This is a genomic window from Cohnella boryungensis (assembly GCF_042651945.1).
Lineage (GTDB): Bacteria > Bacillota > Bacilli > Paenibacillales > Paenibacillaceae > Cohnella > Cohnella boryungensis.
The window spans coordinates 80,879-104,404 of sequence record NZ_JBHSED010000038.1 but is presented as its reverse complement, the minus strand read 5'-3'; the positions used below and the strand labels follow the sequence as shown (position 1 = coordinate 104,404).

20 protein-coding genes are annotated in these 23,526 nt (G+C 54.5%); 17 read left to right on the top strand and 3 right to left on the bottom strand.

Going from position 1 to position 23,526, the window contains the following annotated elements:
• The first annotated feature begins 23 nt into the window (after nt 1-23).
• Nucleotides 24-782 (top strand): DUF4253 domain-containing protein, encoded by a 759-nt coding sequence (locus ACFO1S_RS18395; RefSeq protein ID WP_378127308.1) that lies wholly within the window; start codon nt 24-26, stop codon nt 780-782.
• 42 nt (nt 783-824) lie between these two features.
• Nucleotides 825-1,544: an SDR family NAD(P)-dependent oxidoreductase gene (locus ACFO1S_RS18390; RefSeq protein ID WP_204604306.1), complete on the top strand. Its 720-nt coding sequence runs from the start codon at nt 825-827 to the stop codon at nt 1,542-1,544.
• Between the two features lie 24 nt (nt 1,545-1,568).
• Here the strand turns inward: ACFO1S_RS18390 and ACFO1S_RS18385 are convergent, their stop codons facing one another.
• The gene (locus tag ACFO1S_RS18385; protein ID WP_204604305.1) at nt 1,569-3,878 is read right to left on the bottom strand and encodes a helix-turn-helix domain-containing protein; all 2,310 of its coding nucleotides are present in this window, start codon (nt 3,876-3,878) and stop codon (nt 1,569-1,571) included.
• 135 nt (nt 3,879-4,013) lie between these two features.
• Here ACFO1S_RS18385 and ACFO1S_RS18380 point away from each other — a divergent pair, with 135 nt between their 5' ends.
• The 8 genes from ACFO1S_RS18380 to ACFO1S_RS18345 all read left to right on the top strand — a co-directional run bounded on the left by ACFO1S_RS18380 (nt 4,014) and on the right by ACFO1S_RS18345 (nt 11,942).
• The gene (locus ACFO1S_RS18380) at nt 4,014-5,546 is read left to right on the top strand and encodes a type 2 periplasmic-binding domain-containing protein (protein WP_204604304.1); all 1,533 of its coding nucleotides are present in this window, start codon (nt 4,014-4,016) and stop codon (nt 5,544-5,546) included.
• A 356-nt stretch (nt 5,547-5,902) separates the two neighbouring features.
• Nucleotides 5,903-7,462, top strand: coding sequence for an extracellular solute-binding protein (locus ACFO1S_RS18375; RefSeq protein WP_204604303.1), 1,560 nt, complete (start codon nt 5,903-5,905; stop codon nt 7,460-7,462).
• A 106-nt stretch (nt 7,463-7,568) separates the two neighbouring features.
• Nucleotides 7,569-8,534, top strand: a complete 966-nt coding sequence (locus ACFO1S_RS18370; protein WP_204604351.1) for an ABC transporter permease — start codon at nt 7,569-7,571, stop codon at nt 8,532-8,534.
• 20 nt (nt 8,535-8,554) lie between these two features.
• Nucleotides 8,555-9,430, top strand: coding sequence for a carbohydrate ABC transporter permease (locus ACFO1S_RS18365; RefSeq protein ID WP_204604302.1), 876 nt, complete (start codon nt 8,555-8,557; stop codon nt 9,428-9,430).
• A gap of 26 nt (nt 9,431-9,456) precedes the next feature.
• On the top strand, nt 9,457-10,569 hold the full coding sequence (locus ACFO1S_RS18360; RefSeq protein ID WP_204604301.1) for a glycoside hydrolase family 88/105 protein: 1,113 nt from the start codon (nt 9,457-9,459) through the stop codon (nt 10,567-10,569).
• A 144-nt stretch (nt 10,570-10,713) separates the two neighbouring features.
• Nucleotides 10,714-11,094, top strand: a complete 381-nt coding sequence (locus tag ACFO1S_RS18355; protein WP_204604300.1) for a DoxX family protein — start codon at nt 10,714-10,716, stop codon at nt 11,092-11,094.
• 45 nt (nt 11,095-11,139) lie between these two features.
• The gene (locus ACFO1S_RS18350) at nt 11,140-11,550 is read left to right on the top strand and encodes a VOC family protein (protein WP_204604299.1); all 411 of its coding nucleotides are present in this window, start codon (nt 11,140-11,142) and stop codon (nt 11,548-11,550) included.
• Nucleotides 11,508-11,942, top strand: a complete 435-nt coding sequence (locus tag ACFO1S_RS18345; RefSeq protein WP_378127306.1) for a DUF1801 domain-containing protein — start codon at nt 11,508-11,510, stop codon at nt 11,940-11,942. Before ACFO1S_RS18350 ends, ACFO1S_RS18345 begins: the two co-directional genes overlap by 43 nt.
• A gap of 114 nt (nt 11,943-12,056) precedes the next feature.
• On the opposite strand, the gene ACFO1S_RS18340 is transcribed toward ACFO1S_RS18345, so the two are convergent.
• Nucleotides 12,057-12,911: an alpha/beta fold hydrolase gene (locus tag ACFO1S_RS18340; protein ID WP_204604298.1), complete on the bottom strand. Its 855-nt coding sequence runs from the start codon at nt 12,909-12,911 to the stop codon at nt 12,057-12,059.
• 125 nt (nt 12,912-13,036) lie between these two features.
• Between ACFO1S_RS18340 and ACFO1S_RS18335 the strand changes: the two genes are divergently transcribed.
• A complete protein-coding gene (locus tag ACFO1S_RS18335) occupies nt 13,037-13,624 on the top strand; it encodes a TetR/AcrR family transcriptional regulator (RefSeq protein WP_204604297.1) in 588 nt (195 codons plus the stop codon).
• A 149-nt stretch (nt 13,625-13,773) separates the two neighbouring features.
• Here the strand turns inward: ACFO1S_RS18335 and ACFO1S_RS18330 are convergent, their stop codons facing one another.
• Complete coding sequence (locus ACFO1S_RS18330; protein ID WP_204604296.1) at nt 13,774-14,547, bottom strand: class I SAM-dependent methyltransferase; 774 nt, start codon at nt 14,545-14,547, stop codon at nt 13,774-13,776.
• Between the two features lie 253 nt (nt 14,548-14,800).
• On the opposite strand from ACFO1S_RS18330, the gene ACFO1S_RS18325 reads away from it, so the two are divergent.
• From ACFO1S_RS18325 to ACFO1S_RS18300, 6 genes are all read left to right on the top strand, one after another.
• Nucleotides 14,801-15,508 (top strand): DNA alkylation repair protein, encoded by a 708-nt coding sequence (locus ACFO1S_RS18325; RefSeq protein ID WP_204604295.1) that lies wholly within the window; start codon nt 14,801-14,803, stop codon nt 15,506-15,508.
• A 129-nt stretch (nt 15,509-15,637) separates the two neighbouring features.
• The gene (locus tag ACFO1S_RS18320) at nt 15,638-18,424 is read left to right on the top strand and encodes a glycoside hydrolase family 3 C-terminal domain-containing protein (RefSeq protein ID WP_204604294.1); all 2,787 of its coding nucleotides are present in this window, start codon (nt 15,638-15,640) and stop codon (nt 18,422-18,424) included.
• Nucleotides 18,425-18,682: 258 nt separating this feature from the next.
• The gene (locus ACFO1S_RS18315; RefSeq protein WP_204604293.1) at nt 18,683-20,341 is read left to right on the top strand and encodes a helix-turn-helix domain-containing protein; all 1,659 of its coding nucleotides are present in this window, start codon (nt 18,683-18,685) and stop codon (nt 20,339-20,341) included.
• A gap of 126 nt (nt 20,342-20,467) precedes the next feature.
• Nucleotides 20,468-21,430, top strand: a complete 963-nt coding sequence (locus tag ACFO1S_RS18310; RefSeq protein WP_204604292.1) for an iron-hydroxamate ABC transporter substrate-binding protein — start codon at nt 20,468-20,470, stop codon at nt 21,428-21,430.
• Nucleotides 21,431-21,451: 21 nt separating this feature from the next.
• Entirely contained in the window at nt 21,452-22,456 is a 1,005-nt protein-coding gene (locus tag ACFO1S_RS18305; RefSeq protein ID WP_204604291.1) for a FecCD family ABC transporter permease, read from the top strand.
• Nucleotides 22,453-23,460 (top strand): FecCD family ABC transporter permease, encoded by a 1,008-nt coding sequence (locus tag ACFO1S_RS18300; RefSeq protein WP_204604290.1) that lies wholly within the window; start codon nt 22,453-22,455, stop codon nt 23,458-23,460. The genes ACFO1S_RS18305 and ACFO1S_RS18300 overlap by 4 nt, the downstream gene beginning before the upstream one ends.
• Nucleotides 23,461-23,526 lie beyond the last annotated feature (66 nt).

The following is a 23,526-nucleotide window of genomic DNA, read 5'->3' as shown; positions in this document are numbered from 1 at the left end:
AATAGATAGGGGAGGAAACAGACATGGAAGAAATCGCAGAGCTGCTTAAGCCGTATAACTGTACGAGAAGCGACATTGAGGATTTGGCGTTCCCCTTAGAAGGACAAGACGGAAGGACGCCCCTGCTGGTTCTGTCCAGCAGCAACATTTTGGAGATGATGGAGGAGGCGCTGGAGGAGGAAGATTCTCTGCCGGCATTTGTCGGGACGCAGTTGGCGTCGGTCAAGAGCATGTCGAAGCTGGATGCGCTGCGCAGCATCGTAAGCGCTTATCTGCACGACGTAGAGCTGCCTCCTGAACAAAAAAAGCTGGACGACAAGGACGAGGCCGGCATCTATGCGGCGTATGCGCTTGTATGGGAAGGACACGAGATGCTGGACGAGCAGCGGGTGGAGGCGAAGTATGCGTATCCCGCAATCGATAGCGAGTGGGCTGCTTCCCGTGCCGAGGACGGCGCACTGCTGCTTGCGCTCCAGCCGGATGAAAGTTTTCATGCTCCGCTGATCATTCCGATGGGGGGCTACAATGAATGTCCGCAGCCCGTCTACCAGGCGGTTCTGTTCAAGCATTGGCAAGACGCCTACGGGATCGTGCCGCTTGCCGTAACGGAGTCCTCATGGGCGGTTCGGGCCCAGCGGCTCCCTGCATCGGAGGCAGAGGCGTTGGGGCTGGCCAAGGAGCATTTTATGTTCTGTCAATATGTACTGGAGTCCTTCGATTCTATTGGGCAATATGCGGATTATTTAATGAAGCAAGAGATTTGGCATTTTTGGTGGGATTGACCTGAAGATGCATCCGATTATCGAATTACACAAGGAGATAGAATGAAGAACTATATTATTTTTGGAGCGAGCAAGGGATTAGGAGATGCTTTTGTCAAAGGGCTCCCCGAGCAGGGGGATCAGGTCTGGATCGTGTCCAGAAGCAAGCCGGCCAGCTTGGCGCGCGAGGATGGCGTCAAGCGGACCTGGATCGCTGCAGATCTGGCGCAGCCGGATGCCTCGCGGCGGATTGCGAATGCCCTGCAGGAAGAAAAAATAGATGTCCTGGTGTACAACGTGGGCATTTGGGAGAAGGAAGGCTTCGAAAGCCATTATGATTTTGAGAAGGACGAGCCAACGGATATAGCCAATATCATCCATGTTAATATCACGTCAACGATTATATGCATCCAGGTGCTGCTGCCTAATTTACGTCGATCGGAAGCGGGCAAGTTGATTTTGATCGGTTCGACAGCCGGGTTGGATCATACGAACAACGCTCAAGTCTCGTTTGTCGCCTCCAAGTTCGGACTGCGCGGCATTGCCAACGCCTTAAGGGAGCATGTGCGCCAGGACGGCATTGCGGTCACCTGCATTAATCCGGGAGAGCTGGCGGCTGAAATTCCATATGACGAAGGTCCTGAACGGGCGATTGCCGAATATGACGGCACAAGGATTCCGGTACAGGATATCGTGTCGATCGTAAAGTGTATTGTCAGCCTGTCGAGAGTCGCATGCGTCAAAGAAATTCATATTCCGGCGATTACCGATGTCAATGCGTGACCTCTGATTCGGCTATGCCTTCTCTTATCCACCCGCAGTCTTCTTGTCCCGGTATTGGCCGGGAGTCATGCCTTCTAGCTTGCGGAAGGAGCGGATGAAGTTCTGCGGGTTGGTGTACCTCAGCCGCGCGGCGATATCCTTAATCGGCATATCCGATTCGGCTAGCCATTTCTTGGCCATGTTGAACCGGTAAGAGGTCAAGTATTCGGTGAAGGAGATGCGGGTTTCCTTGCGAAACACGCTGCTCAAGTAATTGGCGTTGTAATGCAGCCTCGCCGCGCAATCCTCCAGCGTCAAATCGGTGTCGTAGTAATGCTGGACCAGATCGATGACCTTCTCGGAAATATTGTGGTATTGCGCCTCTTGTCTGTCCCGGAATACCCGGATCATCGGATGGATGACAATCGTCCAGAACCAGTCCTCGATCTCGGGCGCGGTATTGAGCTCCAGAAGCTCCTCGTATAAGGAGCTTCTGGCCTGATGAATTTGATTCAGACGAATGCCCGATTCCTGCACGACAATGAGCAGGTTGTTGAGCAGCCGCGCCAGCGGGAGCTGGCACTCCTGCGGGGACAAATCCGCATGGAACACGGGCACGAGAAACTGGGCCAGCAGCTCCTTCGCTTTCTCCGCCTCGCAAAGCTTGATCGCGTCCATCAGCTCGTTCTCCACCAGTGTCGGGTAATTCATGTTCAAATAATGATTGCCTGAGTTCAGGTTCTCGTACTGAATTATAATTCCCTTGCCCAGCTTCAAGCGATGCTTCAAAGCCTCCAGCCCTTCCCGGTAAGCCGCAGGCAGATTCGAAAAGGAATCGAAGGTCAGACTTATGCCGATGCTGGCTTGCAGGCCCAGATAGCGCTGTACGTTCTGCTGCAATTGCTCGGTCACCGAATATAAGGAAGCGTTGAATTCCCCGTCGGCCTCGCTGGAGCTGCCCAGTATCGTCACGATAGTCGAGTCGAGGGTTACCGGCGTCAGCCTTCGAGGGAAAGGAAGCATCTCCTCAATAATGTTATGGATCGCGAACAGCAGCAAATCCATGTCTCTCTTCTCGTAACGGGTTCCCTCCAGCGTATCGATCTGCAGCGTCAGAACGACCATCGTCCTCCACTTCTCCAGCTGCTCGCCATAGCCGAATCTGTGCAGTTGCTCCGACAGCTCGCTCAGCTTAACGTTGCCTTGAATCGCCTTGATCAGGAAATACGTTCGAACCTGCCCGATATGCTGGTGAACTTCCTTCTCCAGCTGCGATTTGGATTGGAACAGATTGCGCAGCTGTTCGCCGATCACTTGAAATTCGTTCGAGCTTTTCCTGCCGATTCCCGGAAAGCTGTCGCTGACCTGCTTTAGCAGCGATTGAATCGGAGAATACATCCGGCGCGAGCCGAGCCAGGCGAGCGTCATCGTAATCAGCAGCAGAAGCAGGCAAACGTACAACGTATACCTTCCGATCTTATCGGACTCTTGCGTCAGACTAGCGATCGAAGTATAGGAGAGATAGGTCCAGTCGTTAAACGAAGAGCGGTAATAGGTCACGGAATACGAGCTTTGATCGATTTCGGTCTTGATTTGTCCAGACGAGCTCTGCAATTGCTCAACGGCGGCAAACCCGGATTCGGCGATCGGTTTGCCGATGAGAGCAGGATCGGGATGAATAAGAATGCGATAATTCTCGTCGACGACCATCATCCGATCGGTCTGTTCCGGGCTCGCATTCAGCAGTTCCTGCAAGCTGCAGGTCGGAATGTTCGCGATGGCGAGTCCGTATTTCTCCAAGCCGTTCACGGGAAGCTTCTTGACCAGGCTGATGCTGTATTCGCACATGACGTTCGAAGCGTTCTCCTCGCTGTAGAACCAGCTGGTCGGAGTCAATATCCAGTTGGCTAGAGCGTCCGATTTCACCAAGCCGTTCAGCGTGTCGTAATGCTCGTATTGATCGAACGGATAAAGTCCGGAATTTTTAATCATCCAGTTCTGACGCTCGTTCACCAGGATGACGTCCTCGACCTTCGTATCGAACGATTGCATGTGGCGAAGCTCGTTCCTGATGTTGTCGTAGAGCATAAAATCGTTCACGGTCAGCGGAGTAACCATCGCCTTCTTGAGAACGGTCGAGTTGATCGTCTGATTCAAGGTGTGATTGACAGTTGTGAGAATTTGTTCTACATTGGCATTAATTTGCGTGAGAAGCTGGAGATTTCCTTTATTTACATGATTTTGTATTTGGTTGGAGGATGTGATGTAAGAGAAGACGCCGATGAATACAACCGGAAGCGTGCTTAGCAAAAATCCGAAGATCGTCATCCTGGTGAGGAAACTGAATGAACGCATACAAGCCAACACCCTATGTCCTAAGATAGTTCTATTGTAAGCCTCGGATACAATCCGAACAATAATCATCTGCTCCATCGATAATCATCTTCTTAGATTCCTGCATAAATCCAGCATGTACAAGGAGGATTCGCGATGGCAGCCAATAATCTGCACGGTCTGCTGAAGCTCGGCTGCGTGATGTCGGCCGCTCTGCTGGCAACGCTCTCGCTGGCCTCCTGCGCGGGCCCGACGACAACCGGACAATCGGCCGACGATCGTCCGCTGGTCAGCATTATGGCTCCGCTGCATTTTCCTCATGCGCCGGACCCGGCGCTGATCAAGGAGATCGAACGGCTGACGGACACCCGTCTGGACATCAAGTGGGTGCCGGATGGGATCTACTCGGACAAGATGAACACGTCCCTGATGACGAATTCGTTGAAGAAGGCGACCTTCGTCAAGTACACAGACTACAACGTCGTAAAAAACTCCGTAAGATCGGGAGCATTCTGGGAGATCGGCCCGTATCTGGAGCGCTTCCCGAATCTGAATACGTTAAACGGCGAGATTCTGAACCAGTCCGCGCTGGATGACAAGATATACGGACTGTATACGGAACGCCTGTCGTCCCGCCAAGGCATTATTATTCGCGAGGATTGGCTGGAGAAGCTGAGGAGGCACAAGCCGGAGACGATTGACGAGCTGTACAAGGTCATGAGAGCGTTTACTTACGAGGACCCGGATGGCAACGGTATCGACGATACGATCGGGATTGCGGACCGAAACGATCTGATCTTCGGGGTCTTCAAGACGCTGAGCTCGTACTTCGGAACGCCGAACAATTGGAGAGTGACGGGGAAGAGGCTTGTCCCCGAGTTTGAAACCCCCGAGTATCTGGAGACGATGAACTTCATGCGCAAGCTGTATGAGGAGAAAATCATGAATCAGGATTTCGCCGTGACGAGCAAGGAGGTTCAGCGGGATTTATTCATCCGGGGCAAAGCGGGCGTCTACATGGGAAGCATGCTGGACGTCCAGCGGCTGGCGGATGCGGCCCAATTGATCAATCCGCAGGCCAGATTTGCCCTGATCAACCGGATCAAAGGGCCTCAGGGCTATAAGATCTGGTCGATCCCGAATTATAACGGCCTTTACCTGTTCTCCAAGAAAGCCATTAAAACAGAAGATGAGCTTCTGGAGGTCCTTCGCTTCTTCGATCGGTCCATGGAGAAGGATGTCGCGAATCTGATGAAGTACGGCTTCGAAGGACGCCATTACCAGACGGAAGGCGATCGGGTTATTCTGCCGGAAGAGAGCAAGGAGCTGAGAGCGAACGAGCTGAGCGTCATCTATACGCTGATGATCGCGGATCTCAGCAATCCGAACATCATGAAGGTGGTCAAGCAAGACAGCTTAAGCGAGACGGCCGAACGGCTGAGCGAGGACAACGAAAGCTTTATCGTGCGCGATCCGACGGTCGGACTGAAGTCGGACACCGCGGACGAGAAAAATGTAGAGCTGTACAAGATTATTTCGGATGCAACCTACAATTACATCTTAGGCCAATTGGACGAAGAAGGCTTCCGGCAGGAGATCGAACGATGGAAGAGAAACGGCGGGAGCAAGATCATCGCCGAATATACGAACGACTATTTCGATAACGACGTTACGGGCGCAAGCCCGTAGCGTCTTTTTCTTGAACGATCCGAAAGTAAAAGATTCAAACCTCTTTTATCCTCATCTGATCGCGCGATACAAAACGTGTGCCGCCGTGCCGAAGGCGGGCGAAGCCGTTTTTACTTGACGATACAGGCTTTATAAGTTTCACGCTTATCCTTCTCTGAATCGTCTCCGCAAAGCTTCTCCGGCTGTCGGAGGACGCCGAAGGCGTTTTTGCTTGTTGAGGGGGAGTTCCCCATAATCATTTCATCAGATCGCCAGGCGCGCCAGGGCGATGTGAGCAAATGATTGTATACGTAATTTCGAATCCTCTCTATCGTCGGAAGTGCAAGACACGATTCCAATTGGGAGGTCAGTACGGAATGAAGAAGAAAAGCGTATCGGTGTTACTTAGCGTGATGTTGGCCGCAACCCTGCTGCTGTCGGCCTGCTCGGGCAACAACAAGGAGAAGCCTGCCGCCTCTCCGTCCGGGAGCCTTCCGGGAGAATCGCCAGCCGCGGAATCCGCATCGGCGTCGCCGGAGGCGGAGCCGCCGACCCGAATTACGATCATGCTGCCGCTGAATATTGCCGAAACTCCGCCGGATACGGTAGAGAAGGTGATCGAGCAATTGACCAACACCGAGTTGACCTATCAGTTTTTCCCTGCAGACACGTACGAGGAGAAGCTGAACGCTTCATTCGCGACAGGATCGCTGCCACAGGTGACTTATCTTAAAAATCAATCGACGTTCCTGCTGATGAAGGATGCGATCCGCGAAGGTCAGTTCTGGGAGATCGGGCCTTACATGAGCGAGTATCCGAATCTGAGCAAGATGAAGGAATTCGTGCTGAACAATACGAAGGTGGACGGCAAGCTCTACAGCTTATATGTCGGAAGACCGCTGGCCCGGCAAGGGATCATCTACCGGAAGGACTGGGCGGATAAGCTCGGGCTTAAAGCGCCCGAGACGGTGGATGATCTGTTCGAGATGGCCAAGCAATTTACGGAGAAGGACCCGGACGGCAACAACCAGCCGGACACGATCGGTTTGGCGGACCGTAACGATCTGATCTACGGCGCCTTCAAGACGGTCTCCTCGTGGTTCGGAACGCCGAACAACTGGGGGGAGCAGGACGGCAAGCTCAATCCTGAGTTCATGTTCCCTGCGTACATTGACACGATGAACTATATGAAGAAGCTCCGCGACGGCGGCTACATGAACAAGGACTTTGCCGCCACGAGCAAAACCGATCAGACCAACCTGTTTACCAGCGGGAAGGCCGGCATTTATATCGGTAATATGCAGGATGTCAACTCCCTGCAGAAGGATCTGATCAAGAATGCGCCCGAAGCGGTGGTGGACACGCACGCTTTGATCAAAGGACCGAACGGTCAAGCCTACACCTGGTCGATTCCGGGCTACAACAACGTCGTGCTGTTCCCCAAATCGGCGATCAAGGATGAAGCGGAGCTCAAAAAAATATTGGCATTCTTCGATAAGCTTATGACTCCTGAAGTGTCCACGACGATGTTCTGGGGGATTGAAGGCCAGCACTATGAGGTCGTGGACGGCAAAGCGAAGGAGTTGGACGACAAGGAGAAGATCGAGCGAGAAGTGAAAGGCTTCAAGGATAGCGCGATCGGCGAGCCGGAAACGAACGGCATGCTGGTTCCCTACCACACGCTGGAAGCGAGAATTCATGCGGAGCAATGGATTGTCGAGAACGAGAAGATCGCCATTCAGGACCCGACTGCGGCCCTGGATTCTCCGACCTTCACGTCTCAGGGCGTTCAGCTTCAGGACTTGATCAAAGACGCAACCTACAAATATATGTACGGAACGATCGACGAGACGGGCTTCAAAGCGATGATCGACGACTGGAATAAGCGAGGAGGCGGCAAGATTATCGAGGAGTTTAATGCGGCGTACCGCCAATAAGAACCGATAGCCCGTAGCTTGATTCGATTCGGAGAAAGGCTTTCCCCGTCCATCGGGCAGGGAAAGCCCTCTTCCTCCCACCTCAATTGCGGAAAGGATGCATCCTATGCAGGAAGCGGGCGTTCAACCGGGAAGGCTGCCGATGCCGATCAGACGAAAGTCTCGCGGCAGCGAGCTGAGCAGAAGGCTGAAGAGAAACAAATGGCTGTACGTCATGATCTTCCCCGGCATTTTGTATTTTCTGATCTTCAAGTATGCGCCGATGTACGGCTTGGTCATCTCGTTTCAGGATTTTAAGCCCTATAAGGGAATCTCCGGGAGCGATTGGGTAGGGCTCAAGCATTTCGAAAGGCTGTTCGCGGAGCCGGATTTCCTTCAAATCCTCAGCAATACGTTAATTTTGTTCGGAATGAACCTGGTGTTCTTTTTCCCGATTCCGATTCTGCTGGCGCTGCTCTTGAACGAAGTGCGCGCAGCGGCGTTCAAGCGCACGGTTCAAACCTTGATCTATATTCCGCACTTTATGTCGTGGGTAATTATCGCTTCCATCAGCTACGTCATGCTGACGATGGATGGGGGCATCATCAATGAGCTGATCGCTTATTTCGGGTTCCAGAAAATCAATTTCCTGCTCAGCTCGGACTGGTTCAGGCCAATGTACATCCTTCAGGTCATCTGGAGAGAGGCGGGCTGGGGGACGATTATCTATCTGGCGGCCATCGCGTCCGTGGATGTGGAGCAGTATGAAGCGGCTAGAATCGACGGAGCCGGCCGGTTCAGACAAATCTGGCATATTACGCTGCCGGCGATCCGAAGCGTCATTATTGTTCTGTTGATCTTGAAAATCGGAGATGTGCTGGAGCTGGGCTTCGAGCATGTGTATTTGCTGCTCAATTCGATGAACCGCGACGTAGCCGAAATTATCGATACCTACGTCTACACGGCGGGATTAAGACAGGGACAGTACAGCTATAGCGCGGCGATCGGATTTTTCAAATCCTTCATCGGGCTGGCGCTGGTCATGGCGGCCAATCGGCTGGCCCGCAAAATGGGCGAGGATGGCGTTTACTAGCTCGGATAGGAGGCCAACAAATGGTAGAGGATCGTACAATCGGCGGTAAGCTGTTCACGACCTTTAATTATATGCTGCTTTCGGCGATCGCCCTGGCGTCGTTCCTGCCGTTCGTTCATGTGATCGGGGGATCGTTCACGACAAGCGCGGAGCTGGCGGTCAATAAGTTCGTGCTTATTCCGAAGGTGTGGAGTCTGGACGCGTACAAGTTTATATTTTCGACGAACACGATATTCCGGGCGATGGCCGTGTCTGTGCTCGTCACGCTGATCGGCACGCTGTTCAGCATGCTGATTTCCTCGATGATGGCTTACGGCTTGTCGCGCAAGGATCTGGACGGAAGAAAGGCAATTATGTTCGCCGTCGTATTCACGATGCTGTTCAACGGCGGGCTGATCCCGACCTTCCTGGTCGTGAAGGAATTGCATCTGATCGACAGCTACGCGGCGCTTATTCTGCCTATCGCGATTAGCGCCTTCAACCTGATCATTCTCAAAAACTTCTTCCAGAACATCCCGGAGGGACTGGAGGAATCGGCCAAGATCGACGGCTGCAACGATTTCGGGATTTTCTTCCGAATTGTGCTTCCGCTTTCCATGCCCGTCATCGCCACAATCTCCCTGTTCTACGCGGTGACCTATTGGAACACCTATCTGAATGCCATTCTCTATTTGGACAGCAGCGATAAGTGGCCGATCCAGGTGCTGCTGAGGCAGATCGTGGTGCTGGCCAGCGGGATGGAATATAGCTCCAGTCTGGACGCCACGGTGCCGCCGCCGGATCAAACCGTGAAGATGGCGGTCATCGTGGTCGCGACGCTTCCGATCTTGCTCGTGTACCCTTTCTTGCAGAAGCATTTTGCGAAGGGCGCGCTGCTGGGATCGATTAAAGGATAGGCATAGAGAGAGGAGAGGGATTAGCCATGTCAAGCATGCAACAGGGCGGACGAAGTCCCCTGGAATGGGCGACGGCCGCGTGCGACACGCTTATGAAGCAATACGCTCCCGGGGAGCTGCCCCCGGCTCGCCGCTGGCACTATCACCAAGGCGTCTTCCTCTGCGGGATGGAGCAGTTGCAAGAAGCGGGAGAGGAGCTTCGATACGACCGATATATCCAGGAATACGTCGACGGGCTGGTGGATGATTACGGCAATTTTTATTTTGCGAGGGACGAGCTTGATGCCATCCAGGCCGGCTTGCTGCTGTTTCGACTGGAGAAGCGTACTGGGCTGCGGAAATATCGAATAGCCGCGGACAAGCTGCGGGCATTGTACGCCACCTTGAATAGAACGTCCGAGGGCGGCTTCTGGCATAAGGACAAATACCCGGGACAGATGTGGCTGGACGGACTCTATATGGGGGGCGTCTTCGCCTTAAAATATGCGGCTGCTTATGGGGAGGACAGCCTGATCGGAATGGCGATCCATCAGGAGCGGCTGATGCGTAAAGCAATGAGGGATGAGCGCACGGGCCTTCTCTTCCATGCGTGGGACGAAACGCGGCGAATGTCCTGGGCGGATGCCCGGACGGGCTGCTCGCCGGAACTGTGGGGAAGGGCGCTCGGGTGGTACGGGCTCGCTCTGGCGGAATTTCTCGATCTGCTGCCCTGCGGGCATCCCGACCGAACTGAGCTGGAGGGTGTGCAGAAAGCGTTCATCCATGCCCTCATCCGCTATCAGGACGAGAAAAGCGGGCTATGGTATCAGGTGGTGGATAAAGGCCATCTGCTTGATAATTGGCTGGAAACGTCCTGCTCAAGCCTGTTCGTATACGCGATTGCCAAAGCCGTTCAACAGAACGTTGTGGAGCGAGATTGCTTACACGCGGCGCTTAAGGGCTATGAAGGCCTGGTCGGCAAGCTGATTGTGGATGATCAAGGGGGCGTCGTATTACCGGATATCTGCATCGGAACCTCCGCCGGAGACTATGAGAACTACGTTACCCGGCCTACGAGCCGTAACGATCTTCATGGCGTTGGAGCCTTCGTGATGGCCTGTACGGCCCTGAACGATCCGCGATTGGCTGAGAAGCGCTAACCCCGCACAGAATATAAGAAGCAAGGGCCGCGAATCCGGATTCGCGGCCCTTGCCCGGGTTAGAAGGGCAATCGGTAAGAAATATGGCTTTAAGTTCTGTGTTATGATGGAGGCAACAAAACTGGACAAAGGGTGGCTTATCGGATGGAGCAAACGAAAACGAGAACGTGGGCGGCAGGAATTCTGAGCGGGGCGGCCATCGCGTTCATGCTGTTCGACAGCGTCGGGAAGCTGTTCAAGCCCGCCGTCGTGGTGGAAAGCACATTGGAGCTCGGCTATGCGGAGCATCATCTCGCGGCGATCGGGATCATCGGGTTGATCTCGACTCTACTCTATGCCTTTTCGAGGACGGCCTTCCTTGGCGCTGTGTTGCTGACCGGCTATTTGGGCGGGGCGATCGCGACTCATGTGAGGCTGGATTCTCCGCTGTTCACCCATACGCTGTTTCCCGTGTATGTGGCTGTACTCGTATGGGGAGGCTTATGGCTGAGGAAGGAAAGCGTCCGTCGATTGTTTTTCTCCTAGCCTGGAGACGCATGAAGACGATTCTAATATAAAGGGGAATCAAGGATGACCAAAGAGCTGTGGATCAATCTGCCGGTGAAGGATCTGGCCAAATCCAGAGAGTTCTTCGCCAAGCTGGGCTTCGCGTTCCATCCGCGACATGAAGGCAGCGACGAGGCTGCGGGCCTGGTCATTGGAGAGAAAGGAATTCTGGTGATGCTGTTCCCGGAGGCTGCCTTCAGAGGCTTCGCGGGCAACGAGGTATCGGACACGACGCGCGGGACGGAAATGCTGATCTCCATCGATGCGCAGAGCAAGGAGGAAGTGGACGAGCTGGTGCGAAAGGCCGAGGAAGCGGGAGCCGTCGTCTTCGGCAGGCCCAAGGATAACGGCTGGCTGTACGGAGCGGGGTTCGCAGACCTGGATGGCCACCGGTGGAACGTGCTTTACATGGACATGAGCGGGATGCCGCAATGAAGCCTTCCGGACATCGACAGGTCGAGGAATTCATGAACCGACTGGAGCATCCCTTGAAAAAGGACATCGAGACCGTGCGGCAAATCGTGCTTGGCGCCGACAACAGGCTTACTGAGCGGATCAAATGGAACGCTCCCAGCTTCTGCGCGAACGGGGAGGATCGGGTCACGATGAATTTGCGCGCCAAAGACTTCTTTCTGCTCATCTTTCATCGCGGCGCGAAGGTTCCATCGGACGAGGAACAGGAGTTCCGCTTCCAGGACGCAACGGGGCTGTTGACCTTCTTGGCCCCGGACAGGGCGACGATCAAATTCGCGGAGACGAAGGACATTAAGGCCGGAAAGGAAGCCCTTGCGCAAGTCGTCAGGGACTGGATAGAGGCGACGGCCTAGGGCAAGCGCAGGTTGTCCGTTAAAACACTGACCTTCTTAGTCAGTGTTTTTGTTTCTTACTGGAGAAACGGAGGCAGGGTCCGAGACTTATGCCGATCGGCCGACCTGATGGATTCACGCGAAATCGGTTTGTTTCGCCGAACTGCTGCAGAAGTGAATAAGCTCATATGCGAAAGTCTCAGGCTGATCCTCTTGAACGTAGGTAAGGGAGTCTGGGACCAGCTTGAAGGATGCATTCGGGAAAAGGGCATGTAAGCGTCGGCCCAATTCTAGCGGGAACAGCTTTCGATCATCGGCTCCCCATAGAATTAGGACGGGTTGCCGGAAATTTTCTAAATTTTTGGCAGCCAACAAGGTATACTCCGGCGACCAACCCTTCACGACTTTGACGAAATCTGCGCGAACTCCGCTATTCCGAATAAAGTGACGAACATATAGATCGGACAATTGATCCTTCGTCAAGCGATGGGAGAGTAAGCCCAGTACAAGAGAGGTTTTTAGTAGAGATTTATACCGAAACAGCTGGGCCATGAGCCAGGTGAAGCCCGGAATTTTCACGCCCGATTGTAGAAGCGCAAACGCCTTCGGGGGAAAAATCTCGAATGCGTCGGTATTGCAAAGCACCAATCGACTAAGGGAACCGGGGTACATCGTCGCAAAAACCTGCGCATAGGCTCCGCCGGTGTCGTTGCCTACGAGAATTACTTTATCCAATTCTAGTGAATCCAGAAATTCTTTAAGCATGACCGCTATACCTTTCGGGGATAAATCCGCTGAAGGAACAAGGCGGGCGGAGTGCCCGCCTAGCGGTAAGTCGGGAACAACACAACGAAACCGTTCGGCAAGAAGCGGCAAAACCTTTCTCCATGTGTTTCCGTTACTTAACGTGCCATGCAGGAACACGATGGCTTGGCCTCTGCCCATATCGCGGTAATGGATGATCCCGGCATTAACCTGAGCTTTTTTCATTAGTGAGCCCCCTGTCGTTTTCGATGCAATCAATGTAACATACTCTCAGTATGTTGGCAATACCGAGAGTATGTTATACGGGGAGAACGCTTTCTAAGCGGCGTGCTTCACGCTATAATGGTCATATGAATAGACAAATCCCTAAGCAAGTACAGGCCGAATCTACTAGAGCGGCGCTGCTTCGTCGAGCCGAACTGCTCTTTACCGAGTTTGGATACGCGAAAACTTCGATTGATGAAATCGTTAAGCAGGAACAACTGACGAAAGGAGCCTTTTATTACAATTTCAAGGACAAGAGAGCGATCTTCGAACAAGTCGTAGATCAGTTTCTTGACGAAATGGTAGGGCGAATTACGAGAACGATCGAACCCATGGTTGATCCTTGGGAAAGAGCCCTGACAGCCTTGGAAGTTTACTTGGAGGGGTGTATTCAGCCGGCATACCGTCAAATCGTGCTGCAGGAAGCGCCGGTCGTACTGGGATGGGCAGATTGGAGAGAGAAAGAAAAGAACAGCGTAATCGGCTTGTCGACCTTGTTGCTGCAGGAGCTCGTGAACTCTGGAGATATCAGGAACAAGTCGATTCCTATGCTGGCATACATTCTATTTGGAGCCATCACCGAGGCCGCGATCGGAATTGCCGAATCCGATGATCCAGCGGAAGCCCGCAAGCAAGCGAAACAAATTCTTGAACTGCTGTTAAAATCATTCTAGAATTGTCGCGTCACATCCAATCTATAACCACGGGGCGCGATGCGGGACGAATCCGCTCCAGAACAACAGTCATCCCGGTAGCCGATCCGAATCGGATGCCGGGATTTTGTATGTCGCTTGCGCCGGAATTTGTACCCCCGACAACCGTCTTAAGGCTTCACGGCCGCAATTCGCAGCCGCTTGTAATCCGCGAACCAACCGCCGTCCCGATAAAGCGTTGGCGCGGCTTCTTCCATAATAGTGCGGTAGATTGAAGCTTTCTTGTCGGATGAGGCGATATCGCCGAAAAAATCGTCGGAGAACATATCGAGCCAATCCGCCAATCCGCTGTCGCCTTTAAGTGGAGTCGGACGATCAAAGTGCTGGGCGAAGGTCACGCGGAAGCCGATTCGTTCCAACAGAGCCGAGTATTCCCCGAGGGTCGGGAAGTACCAGGGGCTGCGCCCCGCCGGATCGTAACCGTGCTTCTCCAAAGCGCGGGAGATGGCCGCGGTGATCGCTGCGACGTTGCCGTGCCCGCCGAATTCGGCGACAAATCGGCCGCCGCCCTTAAGCGCGTGCCATACGGCTTTCGCTGCCGCCTCCGCTTGCGGCATCCAATGGAGCGCGGCATTCGAGAATACCGCATCGAACGGATGATCCGTACGGTATTGCAGTCCGTCGGCGATCTGAAAGTCGATGCCGGGGAACTTCTGCCTGGCTCGCGTAATCATGTCGGCGGAAAGATCGATTCCTACCGGAGCTGCTCCCGCATCCGCGAGCTGTATGGTCAAATCTCCGGTTCCGCAGCCATAATCGAGAATTCGCTCTCCCGGCTTGGGCGCAAGCAGCTCCATTACGCCTCCGCCCAATTTGGATACAAAGTCCAGCTTGCTGTCATAAGCCTCGGAGTTCCAGTGGTTCGTTGAGGTGTTTTGCTCCATGTCCTTCAGCTCCTTCAAGGTTTTGTAAGCTCAGTATAGGTTAAGAATGCTTATATGTTAAAGATATATAAATTATATATTTAATAGTTATTATCTATAAATAAGCGCTGACGCCACGACGTTTCGCAGAGTTGATATTCGCCGGTTGCAGCATCCTCCTGGGTATTGCTCGTCGTCGCGGGTACTTGGATTTGCAGGACCCTAACGGCAATGCTATTCTTTTGACATACCCTAGCGCGAGGAAGTGTGAGCCATGAATGTAGAAATGGTGATGCAGGAGCTTGAAGCTCTCGGGAAGGAACGAACCAAGAAAATCTACCTGTCCAACGGCGCGAGCGAGCCGGTTTTTGGCGTAGCTACCGGAGCAATGAAGCCCATCGCCAAAATAATCAAGAGAAATCAGCCGCTGGCTGAGCAGCTTTATGCTACAGGGAACTACGACGCCATGTACTTTGCCGGCGTCATTGCCGATCCGAACGCGATGACTGAAGCGGATTTCGACCGTTGGATCGATTCCGCGTATTTCTATATGCTGTCCGACTTTGTAGTTGCGGTGACCCTAGCCGAGGCGGACATTGCCCAGCAGGTTGCCGACAAATGGATTGCCAGCGGAGAAGAGCTGAGAATGTCGGCAGGCTGGAGCTGTTACTGCTGGCTGCTCGGAAATCGGCCGGACGCCGAGTTCTCCGAAAGTAAACTGGCCAAAATGCTTGAGCAAGTGGCAAACACGATTCACGACTCTCCCGAGCGAACGAAATATGCAATGAACAATTTTGTTTACACCGTAGCGGTATCCTATGTGCCGCTTCATAAGAAGGCGGTCGAGACCGCAGAGGCAATCGGCCCCGTCGAAGTCCAGCGAGGCAAGGCCAAAAGCAAGCTCCTGCTCGCCTCCGACAATATCCGTAAGGCAGTGGATAAAGGGCAGCTCGGCTTCAAACGCAAATATGTAAGATGTTGACCGGCAACCCCGCAGCGTCTCTTGCGGGGTTGTCTGATTCAAGCGTTGTTGCTTGTATATTGGACCTATATCTTTTATTCTTTAAAGGTCATTGAAGTCACAGGGAAACGACAAACGGGAGGAAACAACTTGAGTACTCAGAATCTGGGTGTCCCATTGGCAGGATTTGCTGAATTTAGTCGGACGGTAGCCGCGGAGGGCGCGGTATTGTTGAAGAATACAGATCGGGTGCTTCCGCTTCGAGACGGCGAGACCGTATCGATATTCGGCAGAACCCAAGTGAACTATTATAGGAGCGGAACAGGCTCGGGCGGAAGCGTCCACGTGGCCTATACGACCAATCTGCTGGACGGTCTGCGCAGCAAAAAGAACCTGAAAATCAATGAAGAGCTGGCGGCCGTCTACGAAAAATGGATTGAGCAAAATCCTTTCGACAACGGCGGAGGCGGCTGGGCGGCAGAACCGTGGCATCAGAAGGAAATGCCGTTAACCGATGAGCAGGTGGCGCGGGCAAGAAGCCAATCGGGCAAGGCCATCGTCGTGATCGGACGCACGGCGGGAGAGGATCAGGACAATGCCGACGAGCCGGGAAGCTACAAGCTCACGGCGGACGAAATCGCGATGCTGAAGCAGGTTACGGCTTTTTTCGAACAAACCGTTGTCGTGCTGAACGTCTCGAACATCATCGATATGAGCTGGATGAACGATGAGGGCTTTGCCCATCCGATCTCGTCCGCCATTTACTCTTGGCAGGGCGGCATGGAGGGAGGCAATGCGATCGCCGACGTTCTGGCGGGTGACGTTACGCCGAGCGGCAAGCTGACGGACACGATCGCCTATTCCATCGAGGATTACCCATCGACCCGCAATTACGGCAATGAGTTCAAGAACCTGTATCAGGAAGATATCTATGTGGGCTATCGGTATTTCGAGACATTCTGCCCGGATAAAGTCCAGTATGAATTCGGCTTCGGCATCTCGTATACCGAGTTTCAGCTTGAGCCTGAGGAAGCCAGACTAACGACCCGCGAAGGACAGGAGTACGTCGAGATTGATGTAAACGTAACGAATACGGGAGCTCTCTATGCGGGCAAGGAGGTCGTGCAGGTCTACTACGAAGCGCCGCAAGGGATGCTGGGGCAGCCGGCCAAAGCTCTGGCGGCATTCGGGAAGACCCGAGTTCTTCAGCCGGGGGAATCGCAGCTTCTGACCGTGAGCTTCCCCGCTCGCTCCATGGCCTCCTATGACGACGCCGGCGTGACAGGCTGTCCTTCGACCTATGTGCTGGAGGCAGGCGCCTACCGCTTGTATGTAGGGACAAGTGTCAAAAACGTTGCGGAGATCGGTATTCAGGGACAAAGCGGCTATGTCGTGGAAGCCTTGCAAGTCGTCGAGCGGCTGCAAGAAGCGCTTGCGCCGACCGAAAGCTTTACGAGAATGAAGCCGGGGGCTCGCAAGGCCGAGGGCACGTATGAGCTCGTCTTCGAGGAAACGCCCAAGCGGAAGATTTCTCTAGCGGAACGGATCGAGAGCAATCTTCCCGAGACCTTGAAGCAAACCGGCGATCAAGGCCACCGGTTAAGAGACGTGCATGACGGCAAAGTGAGCATGGAGGCCTTTATCGCCCAGCTCGACGATCAAGAGCTGGCTGCGATTGTCAGGGGAGAGGGCATGAGCAGCCCGTTGGTCACGCCGGGTACGGCTTCGGCGTTCGGCGGCGTAAGCGACAGCTTGTTCAAGTACGGCATTCCGGTTGCCTGCACGGCGGACGGACCGTCCGGCATTCGGATGGACAGCGGTCAGAAGGCGACCCAAGTGGCCATCGGGACGCTGCTTGCCGCAACCTGGAATCCGGATTTGGTCGAAGAGCTGTATGTTATGGAAGGCCGGGAATTGTTAAGCAATCAAGTGGACGCCCTGCTCGGGCCCGGCCTGAACATCCGGCGCAGTCCCCTTAACGGCCGCAACTTCGAGTATTTCTCCGAAGATCCGCTGATCTCGGGGGAATTCGCCGCGGCATGCACGAGAGGCATCATGAAGGGCGGCTCCAACGCTACGCTGAAGCATTTTGCCTGCAACAATCAGGAGAAGCATCGCAGCAAGGTGGACGCGGTCGTATCCGAACGCGCTCTTCGGGAAATTTATTTGAAGGGCTTCGAGATCGCGGTGAAGCAGGGCGGCGCTAATTCGATCATGACCTCCTACAATCCCGTCAACGGGCATTGGGCGGCTTCCAATTACGATCTCAACACGACGATTCTGCGCGGAGAATGGGGCTTTACGGGCATTGTGATGACCGACTGGTGGGCGATCATGAACGATGTTGTCCATGGGGGCGCGGCGGATCGGAAGTATACGAACTGGATGGTTCGCGCACAAAACGATCTGTATATGGTCGTTCCGAACTACGGCGCAGAGATCAACGGCTGGGACGACAACACGCTGGAGTCGCTGGAGAAGGGGACGTTAACGCGAGGAGAGCTGCAGCGTTCGGCCATGAACATCTGCCGATTCATCATGCATGCGCCGGTCTTCTCCAGAAAGCAGGTCATTGAGGAGAAGATTGAAGCCTTCAAGGGCAATGCATCGCTTTCGGCAGAGCAGGCGAAGGCCATCTCCGAGAATGGGCAAGTGAAGCCGGCCGCCGACGGGCCGACCTTGCTGAAGGTGGATCAGGCCGGGGAGTATCGGATCATCGTCCACATCATGTCCACGGAATCCGAGCTGGCGCAAAGCGCATGCAACGTGCTGCTGAACGGTCAATTGATGACGACCATTCAAACGAACGGAACGGAAGGCAAATGGATCAGACAGAAGCTTGTGAAGGTTGGGCTGGAAGCCGGTCTGTATGAGCTGAGATTGGAGTTCGTCAAGCCGGGTCTGCAGATCGACTGGATCGAATTCAAACAAGTATAACTTCGAAATTACGGAGGCAAGCGGCGGCGGCTTTGCGCAGCCGCTTGCCTCCGCCACGAGAAACCCGACCGCGAAAAGGTCGGGTTTTTGTGTGAGTGGAATCGGGAGAGACCCGGAACGATGACGGCGACTAACGGCCAATGCGGTTGCAACTCTCGGTGCGTCGTCGAAGTCTGAGCAAAACCTTGTCCTTGAACAATCGGAATGGGGCATTATAGTATAGATAGAGTTGTTCTTATGGCAATGGAGGCATGGGCTATGAATAACGGTATGAATTCGGAATGGGCGGAGTCCCGGTTTCCATTATATACGGCAGACAGCATTCATTCGTTGTACAGCACCTCAAGCCTGCCTATGTACAGGATTAACGAGAATGTGAGCGTGCTTATTGCGGTAGCTGGCGGCCAGGGCACCCTCAAGACCGACGACCAAAGCTGCGAGCTTGCGGAAGGAAGCGTCGTCCTTCTCCCGGCGAACAGCCCTGCCGCTCTGCTGGCGAATCCCGCGCAGCCTCTTCATGTCTATAAGCTGGCCATCGGGACCAGAGAGCAAGCGAGACCCGAGCAGTCGGACGCGATGATGCGCAGAAGCGAGGTAGCCGCCAATTCAAGTCTTTATTTTTTCCCGTATGAGCCTTCGATTGTAGCCCATATGGAGGAGCTGTACGTCCATCGTTCTCCCGAGAATGAAGCTCGCCATGTGCGGAATCAGATCGTGTTTCATCATATTCTTCTCCTGTGTCTCGAACGTCAGGAATCCAGATATGCGTCCAGCGAGCAGTTGTCCATGGAACGCAGCATTGCCTATGCGGAGAACCACTTCAGCGACAAAATCACGCGCGAGCAGTTAGCTGAGCTTGCAGGCGTCAGCCAATCCCACTATTCCATTCTCTTCAAGCAGCTTACAGGCTTCACGCCGAACGAATACTTGTCGCGGCTTCGCGTTCACCGGGCAATGGAGCTGCTGCTTCACGGATCGGGCACGCTCCGGGAGATCGCGTTAAAGGTCGGCTACAAGGACGAGTTTTATTTAAGCCGCCGCTTTAAACAACAGACGGGGGCATCGCCCTCGGCCTATCCACGCACCCCCTTCAAGCGCGTGGCCGTATGGCTGACGCCGTACGCCAGCCATTTGCTGCTGCTTGGCGTGGAGCCTGCCGTCATCCTATCGGACAACAACGAGTATGTAAGCACAGCCGATGTGCAACCGTCGCAAACGATGAGGTTCATGAATGCGGACAGCTCTGTCGAGCAAGTGAGATCGGTTCTGCTTGATAGCGGCATCGAGCTGATTATTGCGGCAAGCCTGCATCTGAATCACTTCGGGCTGAATGCCGGGCATCTGCGGGCTGTAGCGCCCGTTGTGGATATATCCTGGATGGAGCTCGGCTGGAAGGAGCATCTTCGCTTGATCGCCAAGGCGATTCAGCGAAGCGATCGGGCCGAGCAATGGCTGTCCGAATTCGAGCGCGAGGAGCAGGCGGCGCGTGCGAAGGTACAGCAAAGCCAAGCGGCGAAGGAGACAATCACGATTCTGGTCGTTAAGCCCGAGAGCTTGCTCGTCTACGGAACGCGCAATGTCGGATATGTCCTGTATCAATCGCTCGGACTGCAGCCTCCGGCCAGAATCAAGCAGGAGATCGAGCGGCTTGGGGATCAATTGCATTCCATTCCCATCGCGTTATCGGAGCTTGCGGATTATGCGGGAGATCGGCTGCTGGTCATTGCGTTTCCGGATGTGAAAGGCTCCACGGCGCATTCGGAGGCGATATTCAGCTCCGTCTATTGGGACGAGCTTCCCGCCGTACGGCGGAATCAAGTCCATCATCTGGAGATGGATGAATGGGTTCCGTATAACCCGGTATCGATTCGCTTGCAGCTTCAACGGGCGGTTGCGCTGTTTACGAGCATCCAATAATCCAAGCCATTATTCGAACAATAAGGCATGGATAGGGGCGGAAGGGCTCTCTATAATAGTTTAAGTAAATGAGAATGATTTTCATCTTCAGAGACACATCGCACTTAAAAGGGAGAGAGTCCTATTATGAAAAAGTTGTCCGTTCCGTTCGTCCTGGTTCTTGTTCTTCTGCTGAGCGCTTGCGGCGGCAGTCAAACGAGCAAGAACGGCAATGCAAGCAGTCCCGCTGCCGAATCCGCTCCAGCCGCTCCGTCGGGATCGGCTGCATCGGAATCCGCCACCTTTACTTATCAATCCGAGAGCGGTCCTGTAGAGGTGCCGACTCATCCGCAGCGCGTCGTTGTGCTTACCCGATTCCTGACCGGAAACGTCATGCTGCTGGACGTGCCACTGGTCGGCGCAGACGAAATGTCCAAGGACAATCCGAATTTCGCAGACAGGCTGAAGGATGCGGAGGCCGTATCCGACGAAAGCCTCGAGAAGATTATTGAACTGAATCCCGACCTGATTATCGGATTGTCGGATATCAAGAACATCGATAAATTCAAGCAGATCGCCCCGACGGTGACGTACACCTACGGTAAGCTCGATTTCAAGGCGCAGCAGCTGGAGATCGGCAAGCTGCTGAACAAGGAGAAGGAAGCCCAGGCCTGGGTGGAGGACTTCGATGCCCGAAGCAAAAAAGCCGGAGAAGAAATCAAGGCGAAGATCGGCGCGAACGCGACGGTGTCGGTCATCGAAACCTTCAACAAGCAGCTCTACGTCTATGGCGACAATTTCGGCCGGGGAACCGAAATTTTGTACCAGCAATTCGGGCTGGACATGCCGGAGAAGGTCAAGGAAGCGACAAGCAAGGACGGCTTTTTCGCGGTATCGACGGAAGTGCTGAAGGACTATACCGGCGACTATGTCATTTTCAGCAAAAACGCGGACGAAGACAACACGTTCCAGAACACGGAAACCTACAAAAATCTTCCCGCCGTCCAGAATCAGCACGTATACGAGGCGGATGCCAAAGCCTTTTACTTCAACGATCCGCTGAGCATGGAATACCAGCTGGCCTTTTTCATTCAACATTTCCTCGGCTGATGGGGAGCAGATGAGCGTTCAATGATGAGTAAAAGACGATTCGCCGTTGCCTGCAAGCTGCTTGGCTGCGCAATCCTGCTTGCGTTGTGCTTCGTTCTGTCGATGGTGTTCGGCGCCGCGGATACTACTCTGCGCGACGTATGGCTTGCCTTGACTTCCGCCGCGAAGGACGAGAGCATTCTCGTCCTTCGCGAGCTGCGGCTGCCTCGCGAGCTGGCCGCGATGCTGATTGGCGCCGCGTTGGCCGTATCCGGCGCGATCATGCAGGGAGTCACCCGCAATCCGCTGGCCGATCCGGGCTTGCTGGGGCTGACCTCCGGCGCGAATATGGCGCTTGCGCTGGCTTTCGTATTTTTCCCGGGATTGAGCTATGTCGGCATCCTGGCAGCCTGCTTCCTCGGCGCTGCGCTGGGAGCGGCTTTGGTTCTCGCTCTCGGCTCCACGCGTCGTGGCCGTCTGTCCCCGATTCGGATCGTACTGGCAGGTGCGGCTGTATCGGCGTTCCTCTATGCCGTCTCGGATGGCGTCAGTATTCTGTTCAAAATATCCAAGGACGTCTCCATGTGGACCGCGGGCGGCTTGATCGGAACGACATGGGGACAGATCCAGGCGATAGCGCCGGTCATTCTGCTGGGCATTGCGGGCGCACTGCTTCTGTCCAACCAGTTGAGCATTCTGAACCTGAGCGACGAGGTGGCGACCGGATTGGGTCAGAGAATGGTACTGGTCAAGGCCGTCCTGTTCGTTCTGGTGATCGTGCTTTCCGGCGCATCGGTCGCTCTTGTCGGGAATATGGCGTTCGTGGGGCTGATGATTCCGCACATCGTCCGCAAAATCGCGGGCACCGATTATCGGCACGTTCTGCCCTTCTCGGCATTGATCGGAGCGACCTTCATGCTGCTTGCCGATACGCTGGGACGAACGATCAACGCGCCTTACGAGACGCCTGTGGTCGCCATCGTCGCAATGCTCGGCTTGCCTTTCTTCTTGTTCGTCGTGCGCAGAGGAGGGAAAGCTCTCTCATGAACCAGTTCGCTCTCATTCGCAAACAGCGCCTGATCCTGCTTGTCAGCGTGGGGCTGATCGCGGCAACGGCGGTGGCCGGCATGGGGCTCGGGTATTCTTCCCTGTCGTTCGACAGGCTGCTTCCCGTCCTGTTCGGTCACGGCACCTTCAAAGAAGACTTTGTGATGTTCTCCGTCCGCTTGCCAAGAATCGTCATTACGCTGCTGTCGGGGATGGCGCTTGCGCTGGCCGGCTCGATTCTGCAAAGCGTTACCCGCAACGATCTGGCCGACCCGGGGCTCATTGGCATCAATTCCGGCGCGGGGGTGGCGATTGCCGTCTTTTTCCTGTACTTTCCCATCGACGCCGGTACCTTCGTCTACGTGCTGCCGCTGGTCGCCTTCCTTGGCGCGTTGGCAACGGCCGTTCTCGTCTATGTATTCTCCTACAGTCGAACGAAGGGGCTTGATCCGATCCGGCTGGTTCTCGTCGGAGTGGGCTTCTCTCTGGCGCTGTCCGGGGTTATGATCGTGATCATCTCTTCGGCGGAACGGTCGAAGGTCGATTTTATCGCGAAATGGATCGCGGGCAATATATGGGGAGCGGATTGGCCGTTTGTCTGGGCGCTGCTGCCCTGGGTGATCCTGCTGATCCCGTTTACCTTGTATAAGTCCCGCAGCCTCAATCTTCTCAGCATGGGCGAGGAGTCGGCGATCGGTCTCGGACTGAAGCTTGAGAGAGAACGACTCGTGCTGATTCTGGCCGCCGTAGCCGCGTCCGCGTCCGCCGTATCCGTCACGGGCGGAATCGCCTTTATCGGCTTGATGGCGCCGCATATGGCCAAGGCGCTGGTCGGCCCGCGCAATCAGCTGTTTATCCCCGTTGCGGTTCTACTCGGCGGGTGGCTGCTGCTGCTCGCGGACACGATCGGCCGCAATTTGGTCGATCCGGACGGGATTGCCGCAGGGATCATGGTCGCGTTGATCGGCGGACCGTATTTCGTTTATTTATTGCTGAAGAAGTAAGGCTCGTGCAGTTTGATGCTATAATGTCTCTATGTTACATGTACATATGACTTGACCGAGGGACAC

Coding starts and splice junctions, on each gene's coding strand:
- ACFO1S_RS18395 (WP_378127308.1), top strand. CDS start 24: ATGGAAGAAATCGCAGAGCTGCTTAAGCCGTATAACTGTACGAGAAGC.
- ACFO1S_RS18390 (WP_204604306.1), top strand. CDS start 825: ATGAAGAACTATATTATTTTTGGAGCGAGCAAGGGATTAGGAGATGCT.
- ACFO1S_RS18385 (WP_204604305.1), bottom strand. CDS start 3,878: ATGCGTTCATTCAGTTTCCTCACCAGGATGACGATCTTCGGATTTTTG.
- ACFO1S_RS18380 (WP_204604304.1), top strand. CDS start 4,014: ATGGCAGCCAATAATCTGCACGGTCTGCTGAAGCTCGGCTGCGTGATG.
- ACFO1S_RS18375 (WP_204604303.1), top strand. CDS start 5,903: ATGAAGAAGAAAAGCGTATCGGTGTTACTTAGCGTGATGTTGGCCGCA.
- ACFO1S_RS18370 (WP_204604351.1), top strand. CDS start 7,569: ATGCAGGAAGCGGGCGTTCAACCGGGAAGGCTGCCGATGCCGATCAGA.
- ACFO1S_RS18365 (WP_204604302.1), top strand. CDS start 8,555: ATGGTAGAGGATCGTACAATCGGCGGTAAGCTGTTCACGACCTTTAAT.
- ACFO1S_RS18360 (WP_204604301.1), top strand. CDS start 9,457: ATGTCAAGCATGCAACAGGGCGGACGAAGTCCCCTGGAATGGGCGACG.
- ACFO1S_RS18355 (WP_204604300.1), top strand. CDS start 10,714: ATGGAGCAAACGAAAACGAGAACGTGGGCGGCAGGAATTCTGAGCGGG.
- ACFO1S_RS18350 (WP_204604299.1), top strand. CDS start 11,140: ATGACCAAAGAGCTGTGGATCAATCTGCCGGTGAAGGATCTGGCCAAA.
- ACFO1S_RS18340 (WP_204604298.1), bottom strand. CDS start 12,911: ATGAAAAAAGCTCAGGTTAATGCCGGGATCATCCATTACCGCGATATG.
- ACFO1S_RS18335 (WP_204604297.1), top strand. CDS start 13,037: ATGAATAGACAAATCCCTAAGCAAGTACAGGCCGAATCTACTAGAGCG.
- ACFO1S_RS18330 (WP_204604296.1), bottom strand. CDS start 14,547: ATGGAGCAAAACACCTCAACGAACCACTGGAACTCCGAGGCTTATGAC.
- ACFO1S_RS18325 (WP_204604295.1), top strand. CDS start 14,801: ATGAATGTAGAAATGGTGATGCAGGAGCTTGAAGCTCTCGGGAAGGAA.
- ACFO1S_RS18315 (WP_204604293.1), top strand. CDS start 18,683: ATGAATAACGGTATGAATTCGGAATGGGCGGAGTCCCGGTTTCCATTA.
- ACFO1S_RS18310 (WP_204604292.1), top strand. CDS start 20,468: ATGAAAAAGTTGTCCGTTCCGTTCGTCCTGGTTCTTGTTCTTCTGCTG.
- ACFO1S_RS18305 (WP_204604291.1), top strand. CDS start 21,452: ATGATGAGTAAAAGACGATTCGCCGTTGCCTGCAAGCTGCTTGGCTGC.
- ACFO1S_RS18300 (WP_204604290.1), top strand. CDS start 22,453: ATGAACCAGTTCGCTCTCATTCGCAAACAGCGCCTGATCCTGCTTGTC.